Origin of the sequence: Fibrobacter sp. UWB1, from assembly GCF_002210325.1 — a bacterium.
In the GTDB taxonomy this organism is placed as follows: domain Bacteria; phylum Fibrobacterota; class Fibrobacteria; order Fibrobacterales; family Fibrobacteraceae; genus Fibrobacter.
In genome coordinates this window covers 1-19,091 of the sequence record NZ_MWQL01000008.1, presented here as the reverse complement: position 1 = coordinate 19,091, position 19,091 = coordinate 1, and the positions used below count along the sequence as shown (strand labels likewise).

20 protein-coding genes are annotated in these 19,091 nt (G+C 46.8%); 9 read left to right on the top strand and 11 right to left on the bottom strand.

The genetic code is table 11. The features are described from left to right. The first annotated feature begins 110 nt into the window (after nt 1–110). Both B7988_RS07710 and B7988_RS07705 read left to right on the top strand, forming a co-directional pair. Complete coding sequence (locus tag B7988_RS07710) at nt 111–1,208, top strand: hypothetical protein (RefSeq protein WP_249268904.1); 1,098 nt, start codon at nt 111–113, stop codon at nt 1,206–1,208. Between the two features lie 8 nt (nt 1,209–1,216). Then, nucleotides 1,217–1,570, top strand: a complete 354-nt coding sequence (locus B7988_RS07705) for a MetQ/NlpA family ABC transporter substrate-binding protein (protein ID WP_088657472.1) — start codon at nt 1,217–1,219, stop codon at nt 1,568–1,570. Between the two features lie 14 nt (nt 1,571–1,584). On the opposite strand, the gene B7988_RS07700 is transcribed toward B7988_RS07705, so the two are convergent. Together B7988_RS07700 and B7988_RS07695 are read right to left on the bottom strand one after the other, a co-directional pair. Further along, nucleotides 1,585–3,492, bottom strand: coding sequence for an FISUMP domain-containing protein (locus tag B7988_RS07700; protein WP_088657471.1), 1,908 nt, complete (start codon nt 3,490–3,492; stop codon nt 1,585–1,587). A gap of 24 nt (nt 3,493–3,516) precedes the next feature. Continuing rightward, complete coding sequence (locus B7988_RS07695) at nt 3,517–4,527, bottom strand: FISUMP domain-containing protein (RefSeq protein ID WP_141225599.1); 1,011 nt, start codon at nt 4,525–4,527, stop codon at nt 3,517–3,519. Nucleotides 4,528–4,590: 63 nt separating this feature from the next. Here B7988_RS07695 and B7988_RS07690 point away from each other — a divergent pair, with 63 nt between their 5' ends. Beyond that, a complete protein-coding gene (locus B7988_RS07690) occupies nt 4,591–6,018 on the top strand; it encodes an MATE family efflux transporter (protein WP_088657469.1) in 1,428 nt (475 codons plus the stop codon). Nucleotides 6,019–6,021: 3 nt separating this feature from the next. Here B7988_RS07690 and fliB read toward each other — a convergent pair whose 3' ends face one another. The 6 genes from fliB to B7988_RS07660 all read right to left on the bottom strand — a co-directional run bounded on the left by fliB (nt 6,022) and on the right by B7988_RS07660 (nt 11,219). Further along, the gene (fliB, locus tag B7988_RS07685) at nt 6,022–6,990 is read right to left on the bottom strand and encodes a flagellin lysine-N-methylase (RefSeq protein WP_088657468.1); all 969 of its coding nucleotides are present in this window, start codon (nt 6,988–6,990) and stop codon (nt 6,022–6,024) included. Continuing rightward, a complete protein-coding gene (locus B7988_RS07680; RefSeq protein ID WP_088657467.1) occupies nt 6,990–7,649 on the bottom strand; it encodes a hypothetical protein in 660 nt (219 codons plus the stop codon). The genes fliB and B7988_RS07680 overlap by 1 nt, the downstream gene beginning before the upstream one ends. A 145-nt stretch (nt 7,650–7,794) precedes the next feature. Beyond that, nucleotides 7,795–9,216: a vWA domain-containing protein gene (locus tag B7988_RS07675; protein ID WP_088657466.1), complete on the bottom strand. Its 1,422-nt coding sequence runs from the start codon at nt 9,214–9,216 to the stop codon at nt 7,795–7,797. A gap of 169 nt (nt 9,217–9,385) precedes the next feature. Further along, nucleotides 9,386–9,595, bottom strand: a complete 210-nt coding sequence (locus tag B7988_RS07670) for a hypothetical protein (protein WP_088657465.1) — start codon at nt 9,593–9,595, stop codon at nt 9,386–9,388. 30 nt (nt 9,596–9,625) lie between these two features. Then, on the bottom strand, nt 9,626–10,552 hold the full coding sequence (locus tag B7988_RS07665) for a DUF4421 family protein (RefSeq protein WP_088657464.1): 927 nt from the start codon (nt 10,550–10,552) through the stop codon (nt 9,626–9,628). A gap of 220 nt (nt 10,553–10,772) precedes the next feature. Then, on the bottom strand, nt 10,773–11,219 hold the full coding sequence (locus B7988_RS07660) for a GNAT family N-acetyltransferase (protein WP_088657463.1): 447 nt from the start codon (nt 11,217–11,219) through the stop codon (nt 10,773–10,775). 153 nt (nt 11,220–11,372) lie between these two features. Here B7988_RS07660 and B7988_RS07655 point away from each other — a divergent pair, with 153 nt between their 5' ends. Beyond that, complete coding sequence (locus B7988_RS07655) at nt 11,373–11,846, top strand: hypothetical protein (RefSeq protein ID WP_088657462.1); 474 nt, start codon at nt 11,373–11,375, stop codon at nt 11,844–11,846. Then, nucleotides 11,815–12,348, top strand: coding sequence for a hypothetical protein (locus tag B7988_RS07650; protein WP_088657461.1), 534 nt, complete (start codon nt 11,815–11,817; stop codon nt 12,346–12,348). The genes B7988_RS07655 and B7988_RS07650 overlap by 32 nt, the downstream gene beginning before the upstream one ends. Before the next feature lie 46 nt (nt 12,349–12,394). On the opposite strand, the gene B7988_RS07645 is transcribed toward B7988_RS07650, so the two are convergent. Continuing rightward, complete coding sequence (locus B7988_RS07645) at nt 12,395–13,315, bottom strand: hypothetical protein (protein ID WP_088657460.1); 921 nt, start codon at nt 13,313–13,315, stop codon at nt 12,395–12,397. 263 nt (nt 13,316–13,578) lie between these two features. Between B7988_RS07645 and B7988_RS15165 the strand changes: the two genes are divergently transcribed. Both B7988_RS15165 and B7988_RS07635 read left to right on the top strand, forming a co-directional pair. Beyond that, nucleotides 13,579–13,764, top strand: coding sequence for a hypothetical protein (locus B7988_RS15165; protein WP_212668304.1), 186 nt, complete (start codon nt 13,579–13,581; stop codon nt 13,762–13,764). A gap of 289 nt (nt 13,765–14,053) precedes the next feature. Next, nucleotides 14,054–15,157, top strand: a complete 1,104-nt coding sequence (locus B7988_RS07635; RefSeq protein ID WP_088657459.1) for a PDDEXK nuclease domain-containing protein — start codon at nt 14,054–14,056, stop codon at nt 15,155–15,157. A gap of 4 nt (nt 15,158–15,161) precedes the next feature. Here the strand turns inward: B7988_RS07635 and B7988_RS07630 are convergent, their stop codons facing one another. Beyond that, nucleotides 15,162–15,740: a GNAT family N-acetyltransferase gene (locus B7988_RS07630; RefSeq protein WP_088657458.1), complete on the bottom strand. Its 579-nt coding sequence runs from the start codon at nt 15,738–15,740 to the stop codon at nt 15,162–15,164. Nucleotides 15,741–15,745: 5 nt separating this feature from the next. Further along, nucleotides 15,746–16,651, bottom strand: coding sequence for a hypothetical protein (locus B7988_RS07625; RefSeq protein ID WP_088657457.1), 906 nt, complete (start codon nt 16,649–16,651; stop codon nt 15,746–15,748). A gap of 47 nt (nt 16,652–16,698) precedes the next feature. Here B7988_RS07625 and B7988_RS07620 point away from each other — a divergent pair, with 47 nt between their 5' ends. Together B7988_RS07620 and B7988_RS07615 are read left to right on the top strand one after the other, a co-directional pair. Then, nucleotides 16,699–17,409, top strand: a complete 711-nt coding sequence (locus B7988_RS07620; protein WP_088657456.1) for an SDR family oxidoreductase — start codon at nt 16,699–16,701, stop codon at nt 17,407–17,409. Nucleotides 17,410–17,535: 126 nt separating this feature from the next. Beyond that, complete coding sequence (locus tag B7988_RS07615; RefSeq protein WP_088657455.1) at nt 17,536–18,813, top strand: ATP-binding protein; 1,278 nt, start codon at nt 17,536–17,538, stop codon at nt 18,811–18,813. Nucleotides 18,814–19,091: the final 278 nt, after the last annotated feature.

Genomic DNA, 19,091 nt, shown 5'->3' with positions numbered 1-19,091 from the left:
AGTGATGGGTGCCAGAATTTATTTGTATGAATAAACGAATATTACTATATGTCCTTCTATTAGTCGGTTTATCGCTTGCCTTTGAGCGTCCTAAGCTGGACCTTTCGGGAATGATCATGGTTCACGCTTATGCCGACTGGAATACCGATGAATCAAACGTCGTGCATCGTTATGAATCTATGCTAGACTTGGATTTTGATGTCCGTTTTAACGATCGTTGGTCTGCATGGCTCGAAATTGAGGCTATGGGAATGGCGATGGATGGAATGGAAGAGATGGAAGGCATGGATATGGGCGATGATGCGACCATGGATCCTGTGCACCCGACTGTCGTTTTTAACGGAGCTTATGTTCAATATGCGCCTTCTGAACACTTGGCTTTTCGTATTGGTGATTTAAATTATTTCGAAGGTCTGTTCAAAAATTATTATGATTTTGGCGACCCTCGGGACGATGCTGCGGGCATAAGGCAAAAGTCTATTCGCGGCGTTGAATTCTTGTGGAATGGCTTGCAACTCGATGCCGGCTTTGGTAGCGGAAGCAATGACCAAAGTTGCTATTATCACTATATGTTCGGCGAATACATGGGAATGGATTGCAAAGAAGGCCTTACGTACGAAATTCATGCCGCTTACGATCTTGAAATTGCAGGCCAGGTATTTCGCCCTTATGCCGATTACAAAAGCTATCAGCGAAAGGATTTTAATGAACTTTATGCTGGGCTAGATATTTCGCTTTCGTCGGAACATTTTGCCTTGCATGGACTATACGGCTTTCATTCGGTCTTCTTGGCTAGCGATGATGCGGTATCGAATCATGTATTCTTGGCTGAACCGTCGTTTGAATTTTCGAGATTTTGCATCATAGGTTCTCTGTTCTATGCGGTTATCGATGACCCGGAACGTACATTCTTGGAAATGACGACTCGTCCGGAATACTTTTTTGTAGCGGTAGAACCGAGCGTAGCCTTGCTGGAATCCTTAAGTATCGGTATCCCTCTTGAATACCATACGAATACTTTAGACAAAGATGAAGATTTGCAATCGTGGCGCGTCGGTGGACGGTTCTACTTTAATGTTCCCGGTTACAAAATAAATATTATCTCGATGGTTCTTGCCGATATCCCTGACGATAAAGATTGGCCGTCCGAAGGCAATAAAAACGATCCTTCTTTGATATTCGGCGTCGAAGTTATGTTCGATTTCTAGGGGGGACTGTGAAGAAAATACTTTTATTATGTGCTTTATTAAGTTCTTTTGCTGCGGCTCGATTTGACTGTTGCGCCCGTAAGCATGCAACCCTCAAAAAAGAAGTGACGGCAGTGACCGTGACGGTGGGCGTCGTAAACGCAGAAGATGAATCAACGTTGAAAAAAGTGTCGGCTTCGCTTTCTAGCGAAGGAATCCAACTCCAGGTAAAAAAGTTGGGCGACCAGGGCAAGGCATCCGAAGCGCTTTCAAACGGGCTTGTCGATGCCCTGTATACAGGTAGCCTCCAGGTTCGCCCTGATACCGAAAAGAAAGAAGTCCTTTCAACCTTAAAAAAGAAACTTGAAAGTGTTGCTCGATAGAAACTTTTGCTTGGTTAGGGATTCTGAGATTCCTTCTTGATACACCTAATGGAGATGGCTTTATCTTTTACAAAACTCGAATCGATGTCCAGCCTATCGTATTGACCGCGAAGGAATACTGCTGTGACAAACAAATCATCTTGTTGCTCGTTCGTCCAGAAGAATGCAGTTTCATTTGTTTGGTAAAAGACAGATCGATTTATACCGGCCGGAAGGGCAGCAAATCCTGCAAAGTCGGCTCCCTTGCCGTATTCGTACCAAAGATCCGAATTCGCCTTGAGCGCTTTTCCCGAGGCAATGGAGGTGACCGATGCAAGGTTCTTTACAAGCGTCTTAAAATCGTCTACCGAAGGAACTTCCCAACTTTCGGGACAGACTCCTTGTGTCGTCTTATCCTTGCAATCGTACTCCAAACCACATTCCGATTCGGACTTGTTCTTCATTCCGGCCCAGGTGTAAAGTCTCCCGTAAGTGGCGCAGTCTCCTTCTTTGTAGATGCTTCCGCCACCGCACCAGCTTTGAATTCCGGGATTGATCTTGTAATTCAGATTTTGTGCCATCCAGGTTTGGTTTCCGATGACCACGGTCTTGTAAACTTGTCCGTCTCGGTCATCCGTGAATTCGCCATATGTAATGTCAGGGTTTAAGTACGTACTTGCCGGTTGGTTTGTCGGTTCCTTGATGACCGGGCCAAGATCAATCGTATAGGCGGGGGGCTCAATCACGGTTGCAGAAAGATTGGCAGGGTCGCTTTCGACTTCATCCTTTATGCAGCGAATGGCGGCGGCGTAGCTTGCTGAGTTGCTTGCGTATGTGAGTGAATAATGTCCGGGGGCCAAATCCGCAATGTCCTTAGAACGGGAGTAAGATTTCTCTTGATTCCAAACCCAAAAGATTGCACTTTTCGCAAGGGAGGATCCTTCTAAAATGTATCCCGAGGGCACGGCATTGAACCTGAAATAATTGTCTAGAGGCATAGAGGTGTCCCATATTCCGGATTTGTCCAAAAGGTGCTTAGGGGCATATTCGTAGGGGTCGAAACCCGAGGTGTCGCCTTCGATATTTGCCGTTTTTCCAAGAATTCTCCACTCATTATAAGAGGGAATGTGCCAACCGTCGGGGCAGATTCCTTGGCCACGGCAGCTGATACTGAAATAGTCTGGACATTCTTCGGGCGCTGTATTGAAAAGGTTTGCAGAATCCGTTGCAGCCGGATAGGTGTAGAGCCTTCCGAATTTGGCGCAGTCTCCGTGCTTGTTTCCCTGAACGCCTATGCCGCCACACCAATTGTTGGGTTGGATTACATCGGTCTCGGGATAATAGTTGGTGTAATTGTAATTCAGGTTCTGGGCCATCCATGTCTGAGTGCCAATGGTGACTGTCTTGTAATATTGCCCGTCGCGGGAATCTTTAAGGAGCCCGAAGCGGGAACCGGATGGGTCTATCGGTTCAGAAGAACTGGATTGAATCGAGGAACTGGATTTCACCGAAGAACTTGACTTTGCCTGGCTGCTGGAGCTCGACTGATCGCTGGAGCTTGATTTGGCGCTAGAACTGGAGGCGACAGCGGAGCTCGGTGATGTTTGGTTGCTAGAACTTGATTCGGTAGAAGAGCTGGATTGTTTTTTGCTGCTGGAACTCGACTTGACTGAAGAACTTGAAACGTCAGAATCAGTCTTGTCCGAAACCCATTTCCAGGAATCATTCTCGTTGAGGCAAGTATGGTAAGAATCGTCTTCTTCGATATAGACAACGGTGTTTTCTTGCGACTTGTTGCAAGAATATTGGTTCAGTTCTTCAACGGTAAAAACAGAAATGGGTGAGTTGGCGTTGGCGGGAGAAGAGCTTTCACTGCTAGAATCTCCGCACGAAGTTAAAAGAAGGGGTGCACAAGCGAGAGAAAGTTTGGTAATGGTTTTCATGAGTATTTCCTTTTGCTTGTGGGTTTAGTCCTTTACGCAGCGGACTGCAGAGGGGTAGTCCTTGTCGTAGTATTCATTTGTGTAATAGTAGTATTGAGGATAGTTTTTGCAGATAACCTGAGGGGCTTGCGTGGAGCCGTTGACGGAGTTTGATAGCCAGAAAAGATGTTTGGTTGTTGAATTAGTGTCGGGCATGGTTCCCCAGAAATCGTACTTGTTGAGCAAAAGGCTGTATGCACTGTCATTTTCCGTTTTGACGGTGTTGAAAAGGGCTTCCCAGTCGTTAAAGAGGGGCAACCGCCAACCGCTAGGACAAATGCCTTGATAGTGTCGCGCTGGGCACACGTTGTTGTTGCCGCATCCTGTATTGATGGAATCCATGGCGGCGGCCCATGTGTACAGACATAGCTCTTCTGTACATTCTGTTTTGCCCTTAAGCGAGGGAACCGCAGTGGAATCAGAGAATCGTAAACCTTCAATCATCCAGGTCAAGGTGTCAATGGTTAAGATCCGGTATTCTTTGTTGTCTCGCGGGTCGGTCAAGATTCCGAAACTGTATTTGAGTGTATCCTTTGCGGGTTGCTCTTCAGAAGAGGAAGATTTTTCGGACGAAGAGGATTCTTCAGAAGAGGAGGAGGCTATGGACGAAGACGATTTTGCGTCTGAAGAGGTTGTAACGGACTCTTCGGAACTAGAAGATGTTACGTTGCTGCTGGAGGATGAACCCTGATTGAATGGGCTGGATTGCTCAGAAGAAGTCGGCTGGGATGAGGAAGATTCCTTTTTGCTGGAACTGCTATTGTCTTCAGGGGCGTACAAACTGACCCAGGTTTCGCCATCGCATTTGAACTTTGTCAAGGTTTCGCCGACAGTTACGACTGAGCCTTTGGTGTCTTCGCTGCATTCCAGGCTTTGCAGTTCTGCCAAGTCCATGGCTAGCTGGGGCAAATGCGCCGATGAAGCGTCTGATGATGAGTCGCTGCATGCAAAAAGGGTAAGCGAAATAGCAGCTGTCGCTAAACCTAGCCGTTTCATATTCAATCCTCCTTAGATCGATTGTATAAATATAAGCAAAAATTTCTATATTTGTCGCCCAATATGGTCGACGCGATACTCAATAAGTTCTACAGACCGTCTAAATTCAAGAAAAACGGTGATGTAAAGGATGTGCTCGTAGTGGCACTTCCCATGCTCATGTCGATGTCTTTCGACACAATCATGACATTTATCGACCGCCTGTTCCTTTCGAAGCTAGGCCCAGCCGAAATGAATGCGGCGCTTGGGGCGGGTGCGGTGCAGCTTGCACTTACCATGTTCTTTACCGGTGCCATCAGTTACACGACCGCTATGGTGGCGCAGCGTTTGGGTGGCAAAAAGCGCTGGGATTGCGCCCGCGTGTTTATGCAGGCGGTTTACCTGTCGCTTATTTCGGTCCCGCTTTTGTACCTCACGATTCCGCTGGGGCATTTGGTTTTTGGAATGGAACACTTGCCGGCAGACCAGCTGCAGTATCAAAAGACCTACTTTAACATTCTGATGTTCGGCGGCATCATTAACTTGGTGCGCAATGCGGCTCCGTGTTTTTTTAGCGGTATCGGTGAAACCAAGATCGTGATGAAGGCTGCTTTCGTGGGCATGCTCGTGAATGTCGTCTGCAACTTCTTCTTGATTTACGGCTTTGGCCCGATTCCTGCTTTGGGCGTGGCGGGTGCTGCTTATGGCACCTTGATTGGGAACCTGGTTTCGACGGTGATTTTGTTCGCAAAATTCTTCGGCAAGAATTGTCACAACCGTTTCCGCACCCGTTATGCGTTTGCATTCAGTTGGCCCCTGACCAAGGAACTCTTGCAGAAGGGCATTCCCTCTGGTGTCGAAATGTGCCTGAACATGGCGGCGTTCCAGCTCCTGATTCTCATGTTCCATGCGCTCGGGCCCGAGGCGGCCACGGCGTCTTCGGTCATGTTCAACTGGGACATGGTGGCCTACGTTCCGCTAATGGGCCTTGAAGTGGCGTCTACGAGCCTCGTGGGGCGTTACGTGGGTGCGCGCGACGGTGCCGCGGCATCGCGTTCGACTTATTCCGGCCTCAAACTCGGCTGGGGATATTCCTTGCTGATGGGCGTTATCTTTATCTTCTTGCCGGGCATACTGACGGATATCTTTAAACCCGATGCCGCTGAAGCTTCTGCCGAGGCGCTTGCCATTTTCGCTGCAGCGCGGCCTATGAGCATATTCATGTTGCGGATTGCGACCTTCTACATTTTTGTGGAAGTCCTGCTTGTGATTTATGCGGGTGCGCTTCGCGGTGCGGGCGATACCGTGTGGGTCATGTTCGCGTGTGCCATTATGAACTGGTGCGTGGCGGGTGCCTTGTACGTGGCGGCCTACATTTTTCACCTGCCGCCTCAATACGCCTGGATTACGGTCGTTGCCGTGTATAGTACGGCACCGCTTATTTTCTGGCTCCGCTGGAAGAGCGGTAAATGGCGTAAGCACGTGATGGATAAAGACCGCCTGGCGGCCTAGCTTTTATTCGTCCAGAGAAATCTCGACGATTTCCATAATTTCTTGACAGTATTCCAGTTGCTTCGAAAGAATCTTGACCGCGTTTATTTTTGTGTTGGTCCGCGGGTTAGGTGAGAAGACGGGATTATCGCCTGCAAGTTCCTTGGTAAAGAATCGGGCCAGGTTCCAGAAGAACAATGCAAATTGGCGCTTGCCCTGTTCGCGTCCTTCGAAAAGGCACTTGGCGTAATGCCGGTAAATCAGGTAGGTGAGCAGTCGGCAACTTTCGTTTTCGGTAAAGAACCCTTGGTCTGCAATCGGTTCGCTTGAGTCTATTCGGGCTTTGATGCGCTCGAGAGCGGCGTCCCAATCCGGGCCGTAGCTTTCGAGCTTTGCCAAAAGTTCAAACATGGCTTTTGCGCTTTCAAACGGTGCAAACGGATTCTCGCCCGTGTAGCCGAAAACTTTATACAGTCTCTCGGCGAAAGGCAAGCCTTGGTCGGCAAGCGTTTCGAACATCCATTCGCGCTCCCCAAGAACCTGGTCGCGGACATCGCGGTCGTCGTCATCCAATTCGTCTTCGGGCTCGTCGCTTTCTTCGCGGGTAAAGGTCAGCGGGCCTTCGCCTTCAAGCAGCAAGCGCGCGGCTTCTTCGCAGCAGAGCCCGAGCCCCCGCTCCATTATATCGCCATAGACTTCGACAAATCGCGGATGCTCGGTGCAAATATCACAAAGTGCGTCTTCGCCCAGATTCTGGTAGACTTCGCAAAGGTTGTCTTTGTCTAAAAACGGACAACGGTCGTGGGGGAGTAATTTAAAATGCCCGTCTTCAATATTTGCGCGGAGCCGCTCGCCAAAGGCTCCCGCCACCTTGCGGTAAACCTCTTGTGTCGCCTCGTCAATATCGATTTCCCAGCCGACACAACAAGTGTCGCTGCACCGCGAGGCAATGCATTTGAACTGGTCATAAAAATCAGGCTTCCGGAGAATCATCAATTAGACTTTTCGTCGGACAACAAACCGAGAAATTCTCCTTTCACAAGCCAGCTGACACCGAAAAAGGTGAGTGCGATTGCTTCAACAATGAACGTCTTGGCGAAGAATTCGACGGGAATGACCATCAAGGCCAACGAGGCCAGCATGCCGATGCCGCAAATCTTGAAGATGATGTTTTTGATGTGCTTGTTGCGAGTGTCATCTTTACCTTGAGTAAACTGGCACAGGCTCATGTACGACAAAAGCAAAAAGAACGCGATTGCAGATGCGCAGTGAATGATGTTAGAAATCTTTACGGGCAACTGGAAAAATCCGACAATGTCGCTTGCTGCAGGACAATTGCAAGGGAACAGGACGATCATCAAGCCGAATAGACCTGCTAGGGCCGAAATGACGTGATCTTTGGTGCTATAGCCTTTGTAACACATCAGCACGACTGCTGCGGTCGTCAAGATTCCTACCAGCGGAGGCGTCACATAGTAGGTCTCCGAGATGGACAGAAGGTCCCAGAAACCTTCAGGAAACCCCTCGGTGCGAGCAACGAGAATGGCGCCGAGTAATGAAACCCAAGGCAGGATCATTCCCATCAGGCCAGCCAGATTACGGATTCTCTTCATCCAAATTTTATCCATGTCCTGGGGCTTGCTTTCGCTCATTGTGTTTCTCCTTTTTTATTTATCTTTAAACACCCCGAATATACTTTATTTTATGTGAAACTGCAAGCGTACAAAATAATGAGGGCGGCCTTTCGACCGCCCTTTTGCTTTTTTAGAGTGATAAAATGATTTTGTTCATTTCTAGTTATTCCACGTATTTTTTTATCAGTCGAATCATCAGGTCGGCGAGTTTTTCCACGTTGGTGTCACCAACAGAGGCTTCGAGATGGGAATAGCCGATGCCGCTGTCGTCGGTGAGGAACACGTAGGTGCCGCCCGTGATAATCTCGAAGAAACGCAACATGGATTCTGTATCCTTGTCAACGCCGCTTGCCGCTACGGGAATAAGCTTGATGCCATGCTTGGCGTAGAGGGTTATCGATTTCTGGAGGCTTTCGATGACGTCGTCCTGGTGGTGGGCGGGGGCGTCAAGAATCAAGAAGGCGATGCGTGCACGGGCCGATTCGTTCCAAGAGAATTTTTGCAGCGAGTTTTCAAGCGCGGTATGCACTGCTTCGGGGTAGTCGCCACCACCATTAGCATACTGTTCATCGATGAATGCTTGGGTGTTGGCGACGTTTGTGGAAAAATCCTTACCCAGGATGATATATTCGTCCTCCTCATCGCGGTAGAATTCCACTGCCGTACGTAATGCGACCTTGGTTTCAGAATGAGCGTGGTCTATGATGTATTTGAGGTCCGATTGGAGGAATCGGATTTCGTCGCCCATGGAACCGGTGGCGTCAACGATAAAGGCTATGTCTGCCTTGGCGTCGGCTTGCTTGGCGTCGCTTGTAACCACGTTCACTTTGAGCGAATCGTTGCCGATAGAGGTAAGCTTTACGGGGGCCTCTGATACTTCATCATTGATTTTCAACGAAAAATCTTCATCTTTAAAGACTTCTTCGGTGCCACCGTTAAACAGGTTTACCCAGCAGTAGGCATATCCCTTGTTATCGGTCTTCGTGGCGAAAACCTCATTGTCCCCTTTCAATAGCTTTACCGAAACGTTGGCTATGCCGGTGCCGTTTTCGTCTACCACTTGTACCGCTACGAGATTGCGCGGGTCAAAATCCCAGTAGTCTGCCTTGGAGGCAAATTCGCCAGACATTATTTCTGTCCAGGAACTCCAATTGTCCAAATCGTTCCATTCGGAGGCCGTGAGCAGACCATAAGTCTTGCCGTTAAATCCGCCATCTCCTCCGCCGGGGGCGTAGTCTACAGGAATGTACTCGTCGAGAACTGTCATGTCCGCGACTCCTCCGGGCTCCATGACAGAAGTCGGTTCTGCGGTATAGACGGCGTCGACCATGCGAATGCCGCCTTCGTAAGATTCGCTTATGCCGTAATCGCTATAGGAAGGGTTGCCTTTTGTTTCGAAGGTAGCTCCGTCTTCGGTATCGACGGAGGACTTTTTATGCGTGGTTGTGTCAGACGGGGGCTCGTCTGCAATTTGGCCGTCGTCTTTGCCCGCGTCAATTGGATTTGCACTGGCGCTGTCGTCGCTGCAGGCCGCAAAAAACATGCTGAGCGCAAAACCTGCAGTCAATAAAAATCTGGATTTCATAGGGCCCCTCTTGTCGAAAAAAGATAACTGGGTCTCATAATGAGACCCTTATAAAACAAAAATAGTTCTTTTTTCAGATAAAAAGAATACCTAAAAAACAACATGCAAAAACGCATGCTAAATGTCACAGGTTATTGCGAAATGGGTTAAATCCCCGAAACAATCGCCTTTAGAACGATTCGCCGTTCACAGTCCTGATGGTGCCGTATTTCTTTTCGCTGTTGAAGGTGGGACCGCTGACTTTACCGTTTTTCATCTTTTCTTGCCTAGCTGCCCAGAAGTTATGATCCCATTGCAGGTAGAACTTGATGAACTTCTCTTCGGGGGCGTTTTTATTTACAGTGAATGTTGCGTCACGGTAAAGGTCTTCGATGCGCATGCCCCTGAACTGGATGTGCTCAGGGTGCGGCTAGAACCTGCGTACCATAAGGATTTCGAAGGCAGATACGTATTTTTGCTCCAGATGTTCGCCAAACGCAATGGCGGAGTATCCGCATTTAAGAACGATGTTCCAAGCCCATTTTTCCCCAATGTAGCCCAAGGCGGTCTTTATGTCCGATTCGGGCAATAGCAGGTTGCCGTCGTTAGCGTGTTCGCGGCCGTACGCGATGCCTACAACGCCCCAGAGGTTCCAGAAATATCCGTTGCCGAAAACGAAGGTGTAGGTGTACCCGATGTCACCCCAGATGGAGGTGATGTCTCGCTTGTCGTTTTCGTAGCCGAGAACCCCGTCGTTGTCTTCGGCAATGTTTCGTTGCAGGCGCCCGCCGATAATCAAGCTCCCGGCAGATTTTTTTTGACGTCTGTCCAAAAAGTAGGCACTCCTGGGGGCGAAATTTCCTTTCGCAGTCGCCATCCAGAGCATCGAAAAATACATGTCCGCAAACCAGAGGTCTATGAATTCCTGCTCCTTTTCGCCGTCGCGTTCGACTTCCGTGGTAAAGCCGCTGTAAAAGCGGAGCTTTGCCGCAAGCCACCAGTTTCCCGGGAAAAAGTCAAGTCCCGTCTCGAAAGCCTGGGTGTCCGATTTTTCTTTTGAAGTGGTAAAAGGAAGGCTGTACTTGAAATCGGCGGACACGTCCCACGAAATTCCGAATGTGGTAAACAGGCTGTCATAACCGAAGCCAATGCCCACATCGACCGGGCGGTTCGAATTGAGCATCGAGTTGTTGTAGGCGGAATTCCAGATAGCCACGAAATTGTAATCGCACAAGAAACGCAGCGAGAACCGTTCGCGGAACTTGGAAACCGAAGGCTCATCGCTGTCTTGTGCTTCGGCAAAGGCAAACCCTGCGAACACCAGGGCTAACAGGAATATTTTCAGGACGCTCTTCATCGGGGGTTTTGAAAAGATAATAACATAAAGAGCCCCTATAAGATTTTACGGGTACTTCGCTCCGGGAATATCCTTCAGGATTTCTTTCACGGAAAGAATATAAAAAAGCCCAGCAGAACCCTCAAAACCATTTTTACGTATTTCATACATTTAATATAGGTTAAAAAGGGCGGAAAGTCAAAAAATTTTTTTGCCACGAATGAGTGCTAAAAGGCTAACGTTAAACTGAAATTTCTATTTCAAACAGTTGGTTCGCAAGCCCGACCGTTGGTTCGAAATCGGCAATCTTCTTGAACCCGTATTTTTCGTATAGGCCGTGGTGCTCGCTTTTGAGATAAACTTTTTTGTAGCCGAGCCTTTGGGCGTAATCAAGCGCTGCGTCAATTAAGCTTTTGGATAGCCGCTCTCCCCGGAATTTTTCGCTAACGTAAACGAGGTTAATAAAGGGGCTGCAATTGAATTTCGGAGGAATGTTCCCGTTCTCCTCGAGAACGCAAAAGCCGACAGCATCTTCACCGTGTACAGCAATGAAAATTTTTTCCCAGTCTAGGAAATCGTTCTTTGACATTCGCTCGGCTAAACGACGCCCCGGCAGCCATGGGCAATCTTTCGCGAAAGCGTGCGTCTTTTCCCACCATGGTTCATCTTTGTTGATCGCGATTATCATTGCTTGCCTCGGCTTTTAAAGAATCCCTATAGGACTTAACTAAACAAGATAAATCTCTTTTAGGACAATATACCACTTTTTCAAAGGGATAGTTTTACCTCAGCTCATAAAGATCCCCTATAAGATCTAGATTTTCTTAGAGAAAATACAGATATGCAAGCTTGTAAGATACTTAATGGCGTAGATTCTGAATCTGCTAGAATAGAATTACATCACTATCCATTCACTTTATTTGATATAGCTAGAATTATTGTAGACAAAGCTATAGCTAATAAGTCTGATGTATCTAGTTTTAAAATTATTGAAGAAATTGTAGAAGTTCACTATAAAGGTTTAGTAGGACTAGTACCATTATCAGAAACTGTGCATGAATTGGTACATGCCGGAAAACTTACTGTATCCTTAGCTTCAGTAACTGGTAACTGGCAAGAATTTGTAAGGCAGTATGCCGAATACTTACAGCCTGAAGATATAGATAAGCTGAAATTCCTTATTCATACTTCTTCAACTCAAAGCCTTGAAAATGAAAATAGACGAAAGCTTAAAGTGATTAAGCGAGTAATCTCTTACGAACCTCCAAAAGAAAAGGTAGAAAATGACGGACAAACAACTAACCCCGAACTTTAAGCTTTCTGAGTTTATTAAAACAGATCCTACACCATATCAGGAATCACTCATTCAGCTTTTAGCTGAAAACTTGCAATTAGTTCGTGATAAGCTTCAGCCTTATGCAGTAGAAGGCAAGAAGGTATCTATTAATATTACATCTGGTGTGAGAACCTCTGCAGATTATGATAGACTAAAAGCTAAAGGATACAATCCTAGTAAGACATCAGACCATTTCTGTGGATTACAGTTAGATTGTAAGCCAACATTAGGCGCAGCAGATGTAATTATTACAAATTGCAAACTTTCTTTAAAGGAAATCTTTGCAAAGATTATGTATTGGGATAAAACCCTTCAAGTAAGCTTTGGTCAAGTAATTTATGAATATAATCCTGCTACAAAGGCTGAATGGATTCATCTTGGAAATGACTGGAAAAAGATTTTCATGCCAGATATTACAGTATCTAGAAAGAAATATATGCAATCTCTAGATAATGGTAAGACATACCAAGAAGTTAAATAAAAAAAATAGGGTGTCCAACCCTATTTTTATTTTTACACTTTATGCATTACAGTTTGCAAGCATAAAGTGTGTTATACGTCGAGTGATAAGTTATACCTGCTTCTTGGAGTCCCATCCATCTGAACTCCTTTACAGTAACAACTCCTTCTCTGTCTGTACGACAATGCGTACTGTCAGCAGTACAAATCATCGTATAGCCAAATTTGGGATTATTTCTAACCCCGATGAAGATGTTAGAGGTATCCTTGGCTGCACTTACGGCTGTATCAAATATCTTATAGATATCCGATACAGTAGCATTGGTGCCACCCAACTCCTTGCAGAGATCATCAAACTTTAAACCGTAATTTATATAATACGGGTCTTTAGGATCTCCACCAAGGTGCTTGCTAAACACTGTAAATGTTTCACCATCTACTACAAATGTAGAGATGGTGTCGCGGATTGTAGCAATCGATGAAGACGATGCTTCAGAGCTACTGGAGATTTCTTCAATAGAAGATGAAGATTCTTCAGAGCTAGAAGAAGATACGACTTCGGAACTACTAGACGACACAACAAACACCGTATCAACTACTTTCATCGTATCTACAATAGACACAGTGTCCGTAATTTTAATGGTGTCGGTTACTAACACCCTTACCGTATCCTTGACGGTTACGGTATCGATGATCGACATAGTGTCTACAATAGACAGAGTATCGACCATTGTGATAATATCCTTAACTGTAATTGTGTCCGTTTTGTCAACGTACACAGTATCAGTTAAAGACACCCTTAAGGTGTCAGTGTTGGATACCCAAATAGTATCCAATTCCGACACAAAAATAGTGTCGGTATTAGATATCACCAAGGTATCCACTTTTGCTACCGGTTCGTCATAGACCGGAGCTGCAGCTGTAGACTGGTCTTCGCCACAGGCAATAAGAACCAGTGCTGTTATGAGAAGAGCGAAAAGGTTTTTCATAATGTTACTCCTTCTTAGATGTAACGGAATTGTGTTTTACCTCTGCCCAAAAAGAGCACCTATAAGACCTACTTTTTGAATATACCTTATTTTATGCGGGCTCGCAAGCGTTTTGACTCTGAAAAAATCAGAAAAATTGGATAGATTCTTGACTTTTGGGCCATTTTTTCGGAGCCCTGGTGCTGCCGAAGTGGCTGTAGATTTCCAGGAACTCCCTATCCGTGACGCTCAGCAGGCAAACCGTGGAGCGGGGGTCGATTAAATTGGCGATTCGTCGCCAGACGGCTTTGTGCCCCTATTGCGCCGTGGATTCCGTAATCCCCGATGCTTCAGGGTGGCCACTGGATGCGGATTTCTTGAAGAAGATGAAACTCTGGTGGTTTGAAACGAGCGGCGTGCCCCTTGACCGGGAATACACATTTACTTATATTACAATCGTAATTCGATAATCCTCGCGACAGTCGACATAGACCATTTGGTCCGTACGTGCATTCGCGGCGGGGCCCATCAACCTTCTTGACGGTCCTGTTGGATAGCTGGTAGGAAAATACCCTACTCGGGTTCATTCGAAAGAGTGACAGGTAACGCCGGGGAAAGCCCCCGCCAACAGAATCGCAAGATTATCCCATTCCACGCAAGGCGTGGAAACTCCATTACAAAGCAAAAAAGCAAGGGCGTATAGTGCGTCTTTTTACGGTGTATTCGCACCGTTGTGCAACCATTTTAAAGAGGATATCTATGTCGAAAAAATCTATCAATATCTTGGACAAGGATTACATTCACTGGGTCAAGGAACTTTCTTCCCGTTATCGCAAGAGCCAGATCAAGGCGGCGGTGAAGGTAAATAGCGAAATGTTGCGCTACTACTGGGAATTGGGGCGCGATATTGTAACCAAGCAGGCTGAAAGCAAATGGGGCAGCGGCTTCATGAAGAATCTGAGCCGAGACTTAAAGGCTCAGATTCCCAGTGCCACTTGTTTTTCTCCCACGAACATTCTGTACATGAAGAACTTTTATCTTATGTATCGCCCCTATTTGGAAAATGCACCCAAGATCGGGGAACAAAAGGAAGATTTTCCAATTACTCAACAAGTTGTTGAGCAAATTGCCCATGACATCTTTTCCATCCCATGGGGGCATCATGTTGTCTTAATGGACAAGTTCAAGGAAAATCCACAAAAGGCCCTGTTTTTTGCCCGCCAGACGGTAGAAAATGGCTGGAGCCGTTCGTCCCTTTTGAATGTGCTTTCAAGTGACCTTTACGAGCGCCAGGGAAAGGCGTTGACGAATTTTGGACGGACTCTCCCCGCCGAAACAAGCGATTTGGCCCAGGAACTGACGAAGGATCCTTACAATTTCGCGTTTACGGGTATTACGGGCCGCTACAACGAAAAATTGTTGAAAGATAGTCTGCTGAACAACATTACCCGTTTTCTTGTGGAATTGGGCACGGGATTTGCCTATGTCGGCAAAGAATATGGCATTATGGTGGGCGAAAGGGAGAAATTCATGGATTTGCTTTTTTACAACCTGAATCTCTCTTGCTATGTCGTTGTCGAGGTGAAAATCGGACGCTTTGAATTTGCCGATATTGGGCAACTGGGCGGATACATGGTGGCATGCAATCACATCCTTAAAAAGGAAGGGCGCGACAACCCGACAATCGGTCTGCTGATTTGCAAGGAAAAGGACAAGGTGCAGGCACAGTACGCACTGGAATCAAGTACGCAACCTATCAGCATTTCGGAATATGAATTGGAAAAATTCTACCCTGAAAAGGTTGAAGGTACAATGCCCTCTATTGAGGAAATTGAGAAAAGATTGTGCGAAGAGTCGTTATAAGTTTTTACGGGTACTTTGCTCCGGGGACGTTCTTCAAAATTTCTTTCCAGAAGTCGCGGAATTCCTTTTCGGTGACGGTGCCGCCTGCGCTGAGGAGGCGGTAGTGCTCGCCTTGCCAGACGTAATCGACGGGGGAAGAGTCAAAGCCGTTGCGTTGGTAAAAATCGCGGCGGCGGTTCCTGCGTTCGAGTTCTTCGGCGTCCTTGGAGTCTTCTTCGACTTCGATATCAACAACCATGCGCGTATCGGGGTGCTGCTTGCGGATGGCTTGTAGAATTTGCGAACCGTATCCGCGGCTGCGCAGTTCAGAAACAACGGCGAAATAGACGATGTTCGTGATGCTCCCGTGCGTGATGGAGTTCGAAAACCCGCAGAACATGGGGGTCGCGGCAATTTCTTTCCCGACTTCAGCGTGATTCTCGCCTTCCTCCTTGTCGAAAAATGCCCAGAATTCCCGCTTGATTTTATCGTCGAGTAAATGCTTTATCGGGATGCGCTCGTTGGCCGGAAACGCCGATTCGTACAGCGCCTTGACCTGCGGAAACCAGGGTGATTTCTTTGTGACGTCGAAAAACTGGAGCATAAGAATTATTTGTTGCGACAGCCCTTTGTTGGGTCGACATTTGAATCTTCTATAAGATTGTTAATTTTTTTTGCTATACGCTGCGCGTTGGGATGAAATCCGTCAAGGTCAGGAAGGTTCAATTCTATTGCTGTCGCTTTTTTATTGTCAGCAAGTTCAATAGATAAGGATGGATGCAAGCATAGGTCCGTGACCCAACTGTATTCAATCTCTGGCTCGTAATAGGTGATTTCATCAATAATATCCTGGACCAGGTCTGGCGGCAAATCATTGCGATAACATGAATTGGTTTCTGATGTGTTGTTCCCGCTAAAACAACTCTCTTCTGTTTTTAGTGTGATGGAATCTTTATATACGGATATATTCGCTATGAGGCATTTGCCGCTACTACCCCAATCTTGAATAAAAATGTGAAGATTGATATCGCTATTTTTATCAGCCTCAGGATTGTTCGTGTAGAAATCATTTATGGAAAGTTCTTGGCGTTCCGTTTCAAATGCGAATCCATAAGCTCGATTGAACAAAAATTCAAGTCCTGATAGAATTAAGAAGAATGCGATAAATGAAATGGTGAGATAACATGCCTTTCGTTTTTTTGTCTTTTGGCATGTGATGAAGTAAAATGTGGATAAAGGAAGGAATGCTATAGTCAGTCCACAAAAGTAGCATGCATAAATATAGAATGGTCGTACTTCGTATGAATCTTCTGTGGCATAAAGTGTTCCGACAGTAAGAATCACTGCAATAAAAATGGCCGACAGAATTGAAACGACTCGTCCTGCAATAAGAAATGCCTTGCGGTGCTTGGTGGAAATGTTGACAAAAATGCCAAATACAAATGGAATAATGGCAAAAATGATAATAAGTACAATCTTTGCAATAATCGCGAATAACGGTTCTGTTGGTTCCATAGCTTTAAAAATACCTTTTTTGCGGTGAGAAAGGTATATTTACCTACATGAAATCGTTTGAAAATAAAGTGGTCGTGGTGACGGGCGGGGCGCACGGGATTGGCGCTACCGTCGTGAGTGAATTCGAGAAAGAGGGTGCGAAAGTCGCGTACATCGACATCCGCGAGAATCCTTGCTTTGTGGGGGACCTTTCCAAGAAGGAAGTCCTCGAAAAATTTGCGCAGTTCGTCATCGAAAAGTATGGGCACGTGGATGTGCTGGTGAACAACGCGCTCCCGCTGATGAAGGGCATTGACGAGTGCAGTTACGAGGAATTCAGCTACGCGCTGGCGGTCGGCGTGACGGCCCCGTTCTACCTCGCGAAACTTTTCGCGCCGCATTTTGGGCCGGGTGCAAGTATTATAAACATTTCCTCGAGTCGCGACCGCATGAGCCAACCGCAAACGGAAAGCTATACGGCGGCGAAGGGCGGAATTGCTGCCCTTACCCATGCACTTGCCGTGAGTTTTGCGGGCCGCGTCCGCGTGAATTCCATTTCGCCGGGCTGGATCGATACGGATTTCAAAACCTACGAAGGTCCTGATGCTACGCAGCAGCCCGCAGGCCGCGTCGGGAACCCCTTGGACATCGCGAACATGGTGCTTTACCTCGCAAGCGAAAAAGCCGGCTTCATCACCGGCGAAAACATCTGCATCGACGGCGGCATGACCCGCCAGATGATTTACCACAACGACTGCGGTTGGAAATTTGAAGGGTAAAATGCGGAAAATGCGGAAGAATTTGCATTATTCGTACGAAAAATGCAGAAATTGTTGCAAAATTGATATGAATAATGTAGTTTTTGGAGCGTGGAACGAGAAATACTGAAAAATTTCATAGAATGGATGTCTGAGCCAGGGCGTAAGCCGCTGGTGGTGACCGGGGTGCGTCAGTGCGGAAAAACCTACGCAATCAAGGATTTTGGGAACCGATTTTTTGAAAATCTGGCGTATTTCAATTTCGAGGGAAATACTGCCCTGCAGTCCATCTTCGAGTACGATTTCGGTGTCACTCGCATTGTTATGGAACTGGAGCGCTATTCTAAGCAGAAAATTACGGATGGGAAAACGCTTGTCTTTTTCGACGAAATCCAGGCGTGCCCCAAGGCCATAACGAGCCTCAAGTATTTCTGCGAAGATCGTTCCGGGCTTCATGTGATTGCCGCTGGATCTCTCCTGGGAGTGGTTATCCGCAAGTCGGAAATTTCTTTCCCCGTGGGGAAGGTGGAACGCCTGCAGATGTTCCCCATGAGTTTTGAGGAATTCTTGATGGCGATTGATGACGGCCGGTCCTTGCTCGAAGGTCTTTCGAACTATGACCTGCGTCGTGCGCTACCGGAAATGTACACCATTCCGTTACAGAATTATCTAAAACTTTATTATGTTGTCGGCGGTATGCCCGCTGCGGTAGCGTCGTTTGTACAGGAAAATGATTTTGAAAAAGTGGACCGAATCCTGAAAAACATTCTTTTGGATTATGGGGACGATTTTTCAAAGCATGCTCCTCCATCGGATATTCCGAAACTAGGGCTTATCTGGGATTCCGTTCCCAAGCAACTGGCAAAGGACAACAACAAGTTCATGTTCTCGCATGTGAAGGCGGGCAAGCGTGCTGCTGATTTGGAAGATGCGCTGCAATGGCTTTTTAATGCGGGACTTTTGCACAAACTGGAATGTGTGACGAACGCGGAACTGCCGCTATCGAACAATGCTAACGGCACGGTTTTCAAGGTCTATATGAGCGATGTCGGGTTACTGCGCGTGAAGTCTGGAATTGACGCCAGCACGATTCTTGAAGAAACACCGCTGTACGCAACTTTCAAGGGTGCGTTTACGGAAAACTATGTAATGAATGAACTTGTGAAGCAGGGGCTGCACCCTTATTTCTGGCGGTCCGAGAACAAGGCTGAACTCGATTTTCTGATTGAAATTAAAAACGAGTTGATGCCGATCGAAGTCAAGGCGGAAGAGCACACGAAAGCGAAGAGCTATGGAGTCTTTTGCAAGAGGTTCTCGCCTAAGAAAGGATTCGTACTTTCGCAAAAGAATATCGCCGTGACGAATGACGGACAAACGGAAACATTGCATTTACCGCTTTACCTGTGCGGAAAGATGTTCCGTTGACTGTGATGTGCGGGCGGCGAACACTGGTTTCACTCCGCCGAGCAGATGGCATTTTTGGACAGGTGGGTTAGAACGGAGGCTTTATGAAGATGTTTCTTGAACTGTCGTCTATGAATTGTAAAATTTTCTTCCGCCCCTTGCCATTTTTCTAAAACTTAGGTACATTAATGCCCGAACGCATCTCGTCTAAGGAAAGGCGAGGTGCGTTTTTTTATCCTGAAATTTGGATTGAAGGGAACGCCTCTAACAATAAACCGGCCGCAAATGCGACCACAAAA

Excerpts from the sequence above, each read along its gene's own strand:
- B7988_RS07710 (WP_249268904.1), top strand. The coding sequence starts at position 111 with ATGATCATGGTTCACGCTTATGCCGACTGGAATACCGATGAATCAAAC.
- B7988_RS07700 (WP_088657471.1), bottom strand. The coding sequence starts at position 3,492 with ATGAAAACCATTACCAAACTTTCTCTCGCTTGTGCACCCCTTCTTTTA.
- B7988_RS07695 (WP_141225599.1), bottom strand. The coding sequence starts at position 4,527 with ATGAAACGGCTAGGTTTAGCGACAGCTGCTATTTCGCTTACCCTTTTT.
- B7988_RS07690 (WP_088657469.1), top strand. The coding sequence starts at position 4,591 with ATGGTCGACGCGATACTCAATAAGTTCTACAGACCGTCTAAATTCAAG.
- fliB (WP_088657468.1), bottom strand. The coding sequence starts at position 6,990 with ATGATTCTCCGGAAGCCTGATTTTTATGACCAGTTCAAATGCATTGCC.
- B7988_RS07680 (WP_088657467.1), bottom strand. The coding sequence starts at position 7,649 with ATGAGCGAAAGCAAGCCCCAGGACATGGATAAAATTTGGATGAAGAGA.
- B7988_RS07675 (WP_088657466.1), bottom strand. The coding sequence starts at position 9,216 with ATGAAATCCAGATTTTTATTGACTGCAGGTTTTGCGCTCAGCATGTTT.
- B7988_RS07670 (WP_088657465.1), bottom strand. The coding sequence starts at position 9,595 with ATGCGCATCGAAGACCTTTACCGTGACGCAACATTCACTGTAAATAAA.
- B7988_RS07665 (WP_088657464.1), bottom strand. The coding sequence starts at position 10,552 with ATGAAGAGCGTCCTGAAAATATTCCTGTTAGCCCTGGTGTTCGCAGGG.
- B7988_RS07660 (WP_088657463.1), bottom strand. The coding sequence starts at position 11,219 with ATGATAATCGCGATCAACAAAGATGAACCATGGTGGGAAAAGACGCAC.
- B7988_RS07655 (WP_088657462.1), top strand. The coding sequence starts at position 11,373 with ATGCAAGCTTGTAAGATACTTAATGGCGTAGATTCTGAATCTGCTAGA.
- B7988_RS07650 (WP_088657461.1), top strand. The coding sequence starts at position 11,815 with ATGACGGACAAACAACTAACCCCGAACTTTAAGCTTTCTGAGTTTATT.
- B7988_RS07645 (WP_088657460.1), bottom strand. The coding sequence starts at position 13,315 with ATGAAAAACCTTTTCGCTCTTCTCATAACAGCACTGGTTCTTATTGCC.
- B7988_RS07635 (WP_088657459.1), top strand. The coding sequence starts at position 14,054 with ATGTCGAAAAAATCTATCAATATCTTGGACAAGGATTACATTCACTGG.
- B7988_RS07630 (WP_088657458.1), bottom strand. The coding sequence starts at position 15,740 with ATGCTCCAGTTTTTCGACGTCACAAAGAAATCACCCTGGTTTCCGCAG.
- B7988_RS07625 (WP_088657457.1), bottom strand. The coding sequence starts at position 16,651 with ATGGAACCAACAGAACCGTTATTCGCGATTATTGCAAAGATTGTACTT.
- B7988_RS07620 (WP_088657456.1), top strand. The coding sequence starts at position 16,699 with ATGAAATCGTTTGAAAATAAAGTGGTCGTGGTGACGGGCGGGGCGCAC.
- B7988_RS07615 (WP_088657455.1), top strand. The coding sequence starts at position 17,536 with ATGTCTGAGCCAGGGCGTAAGCCGCTGGTGGTGACCGGGGTGCGTCAG.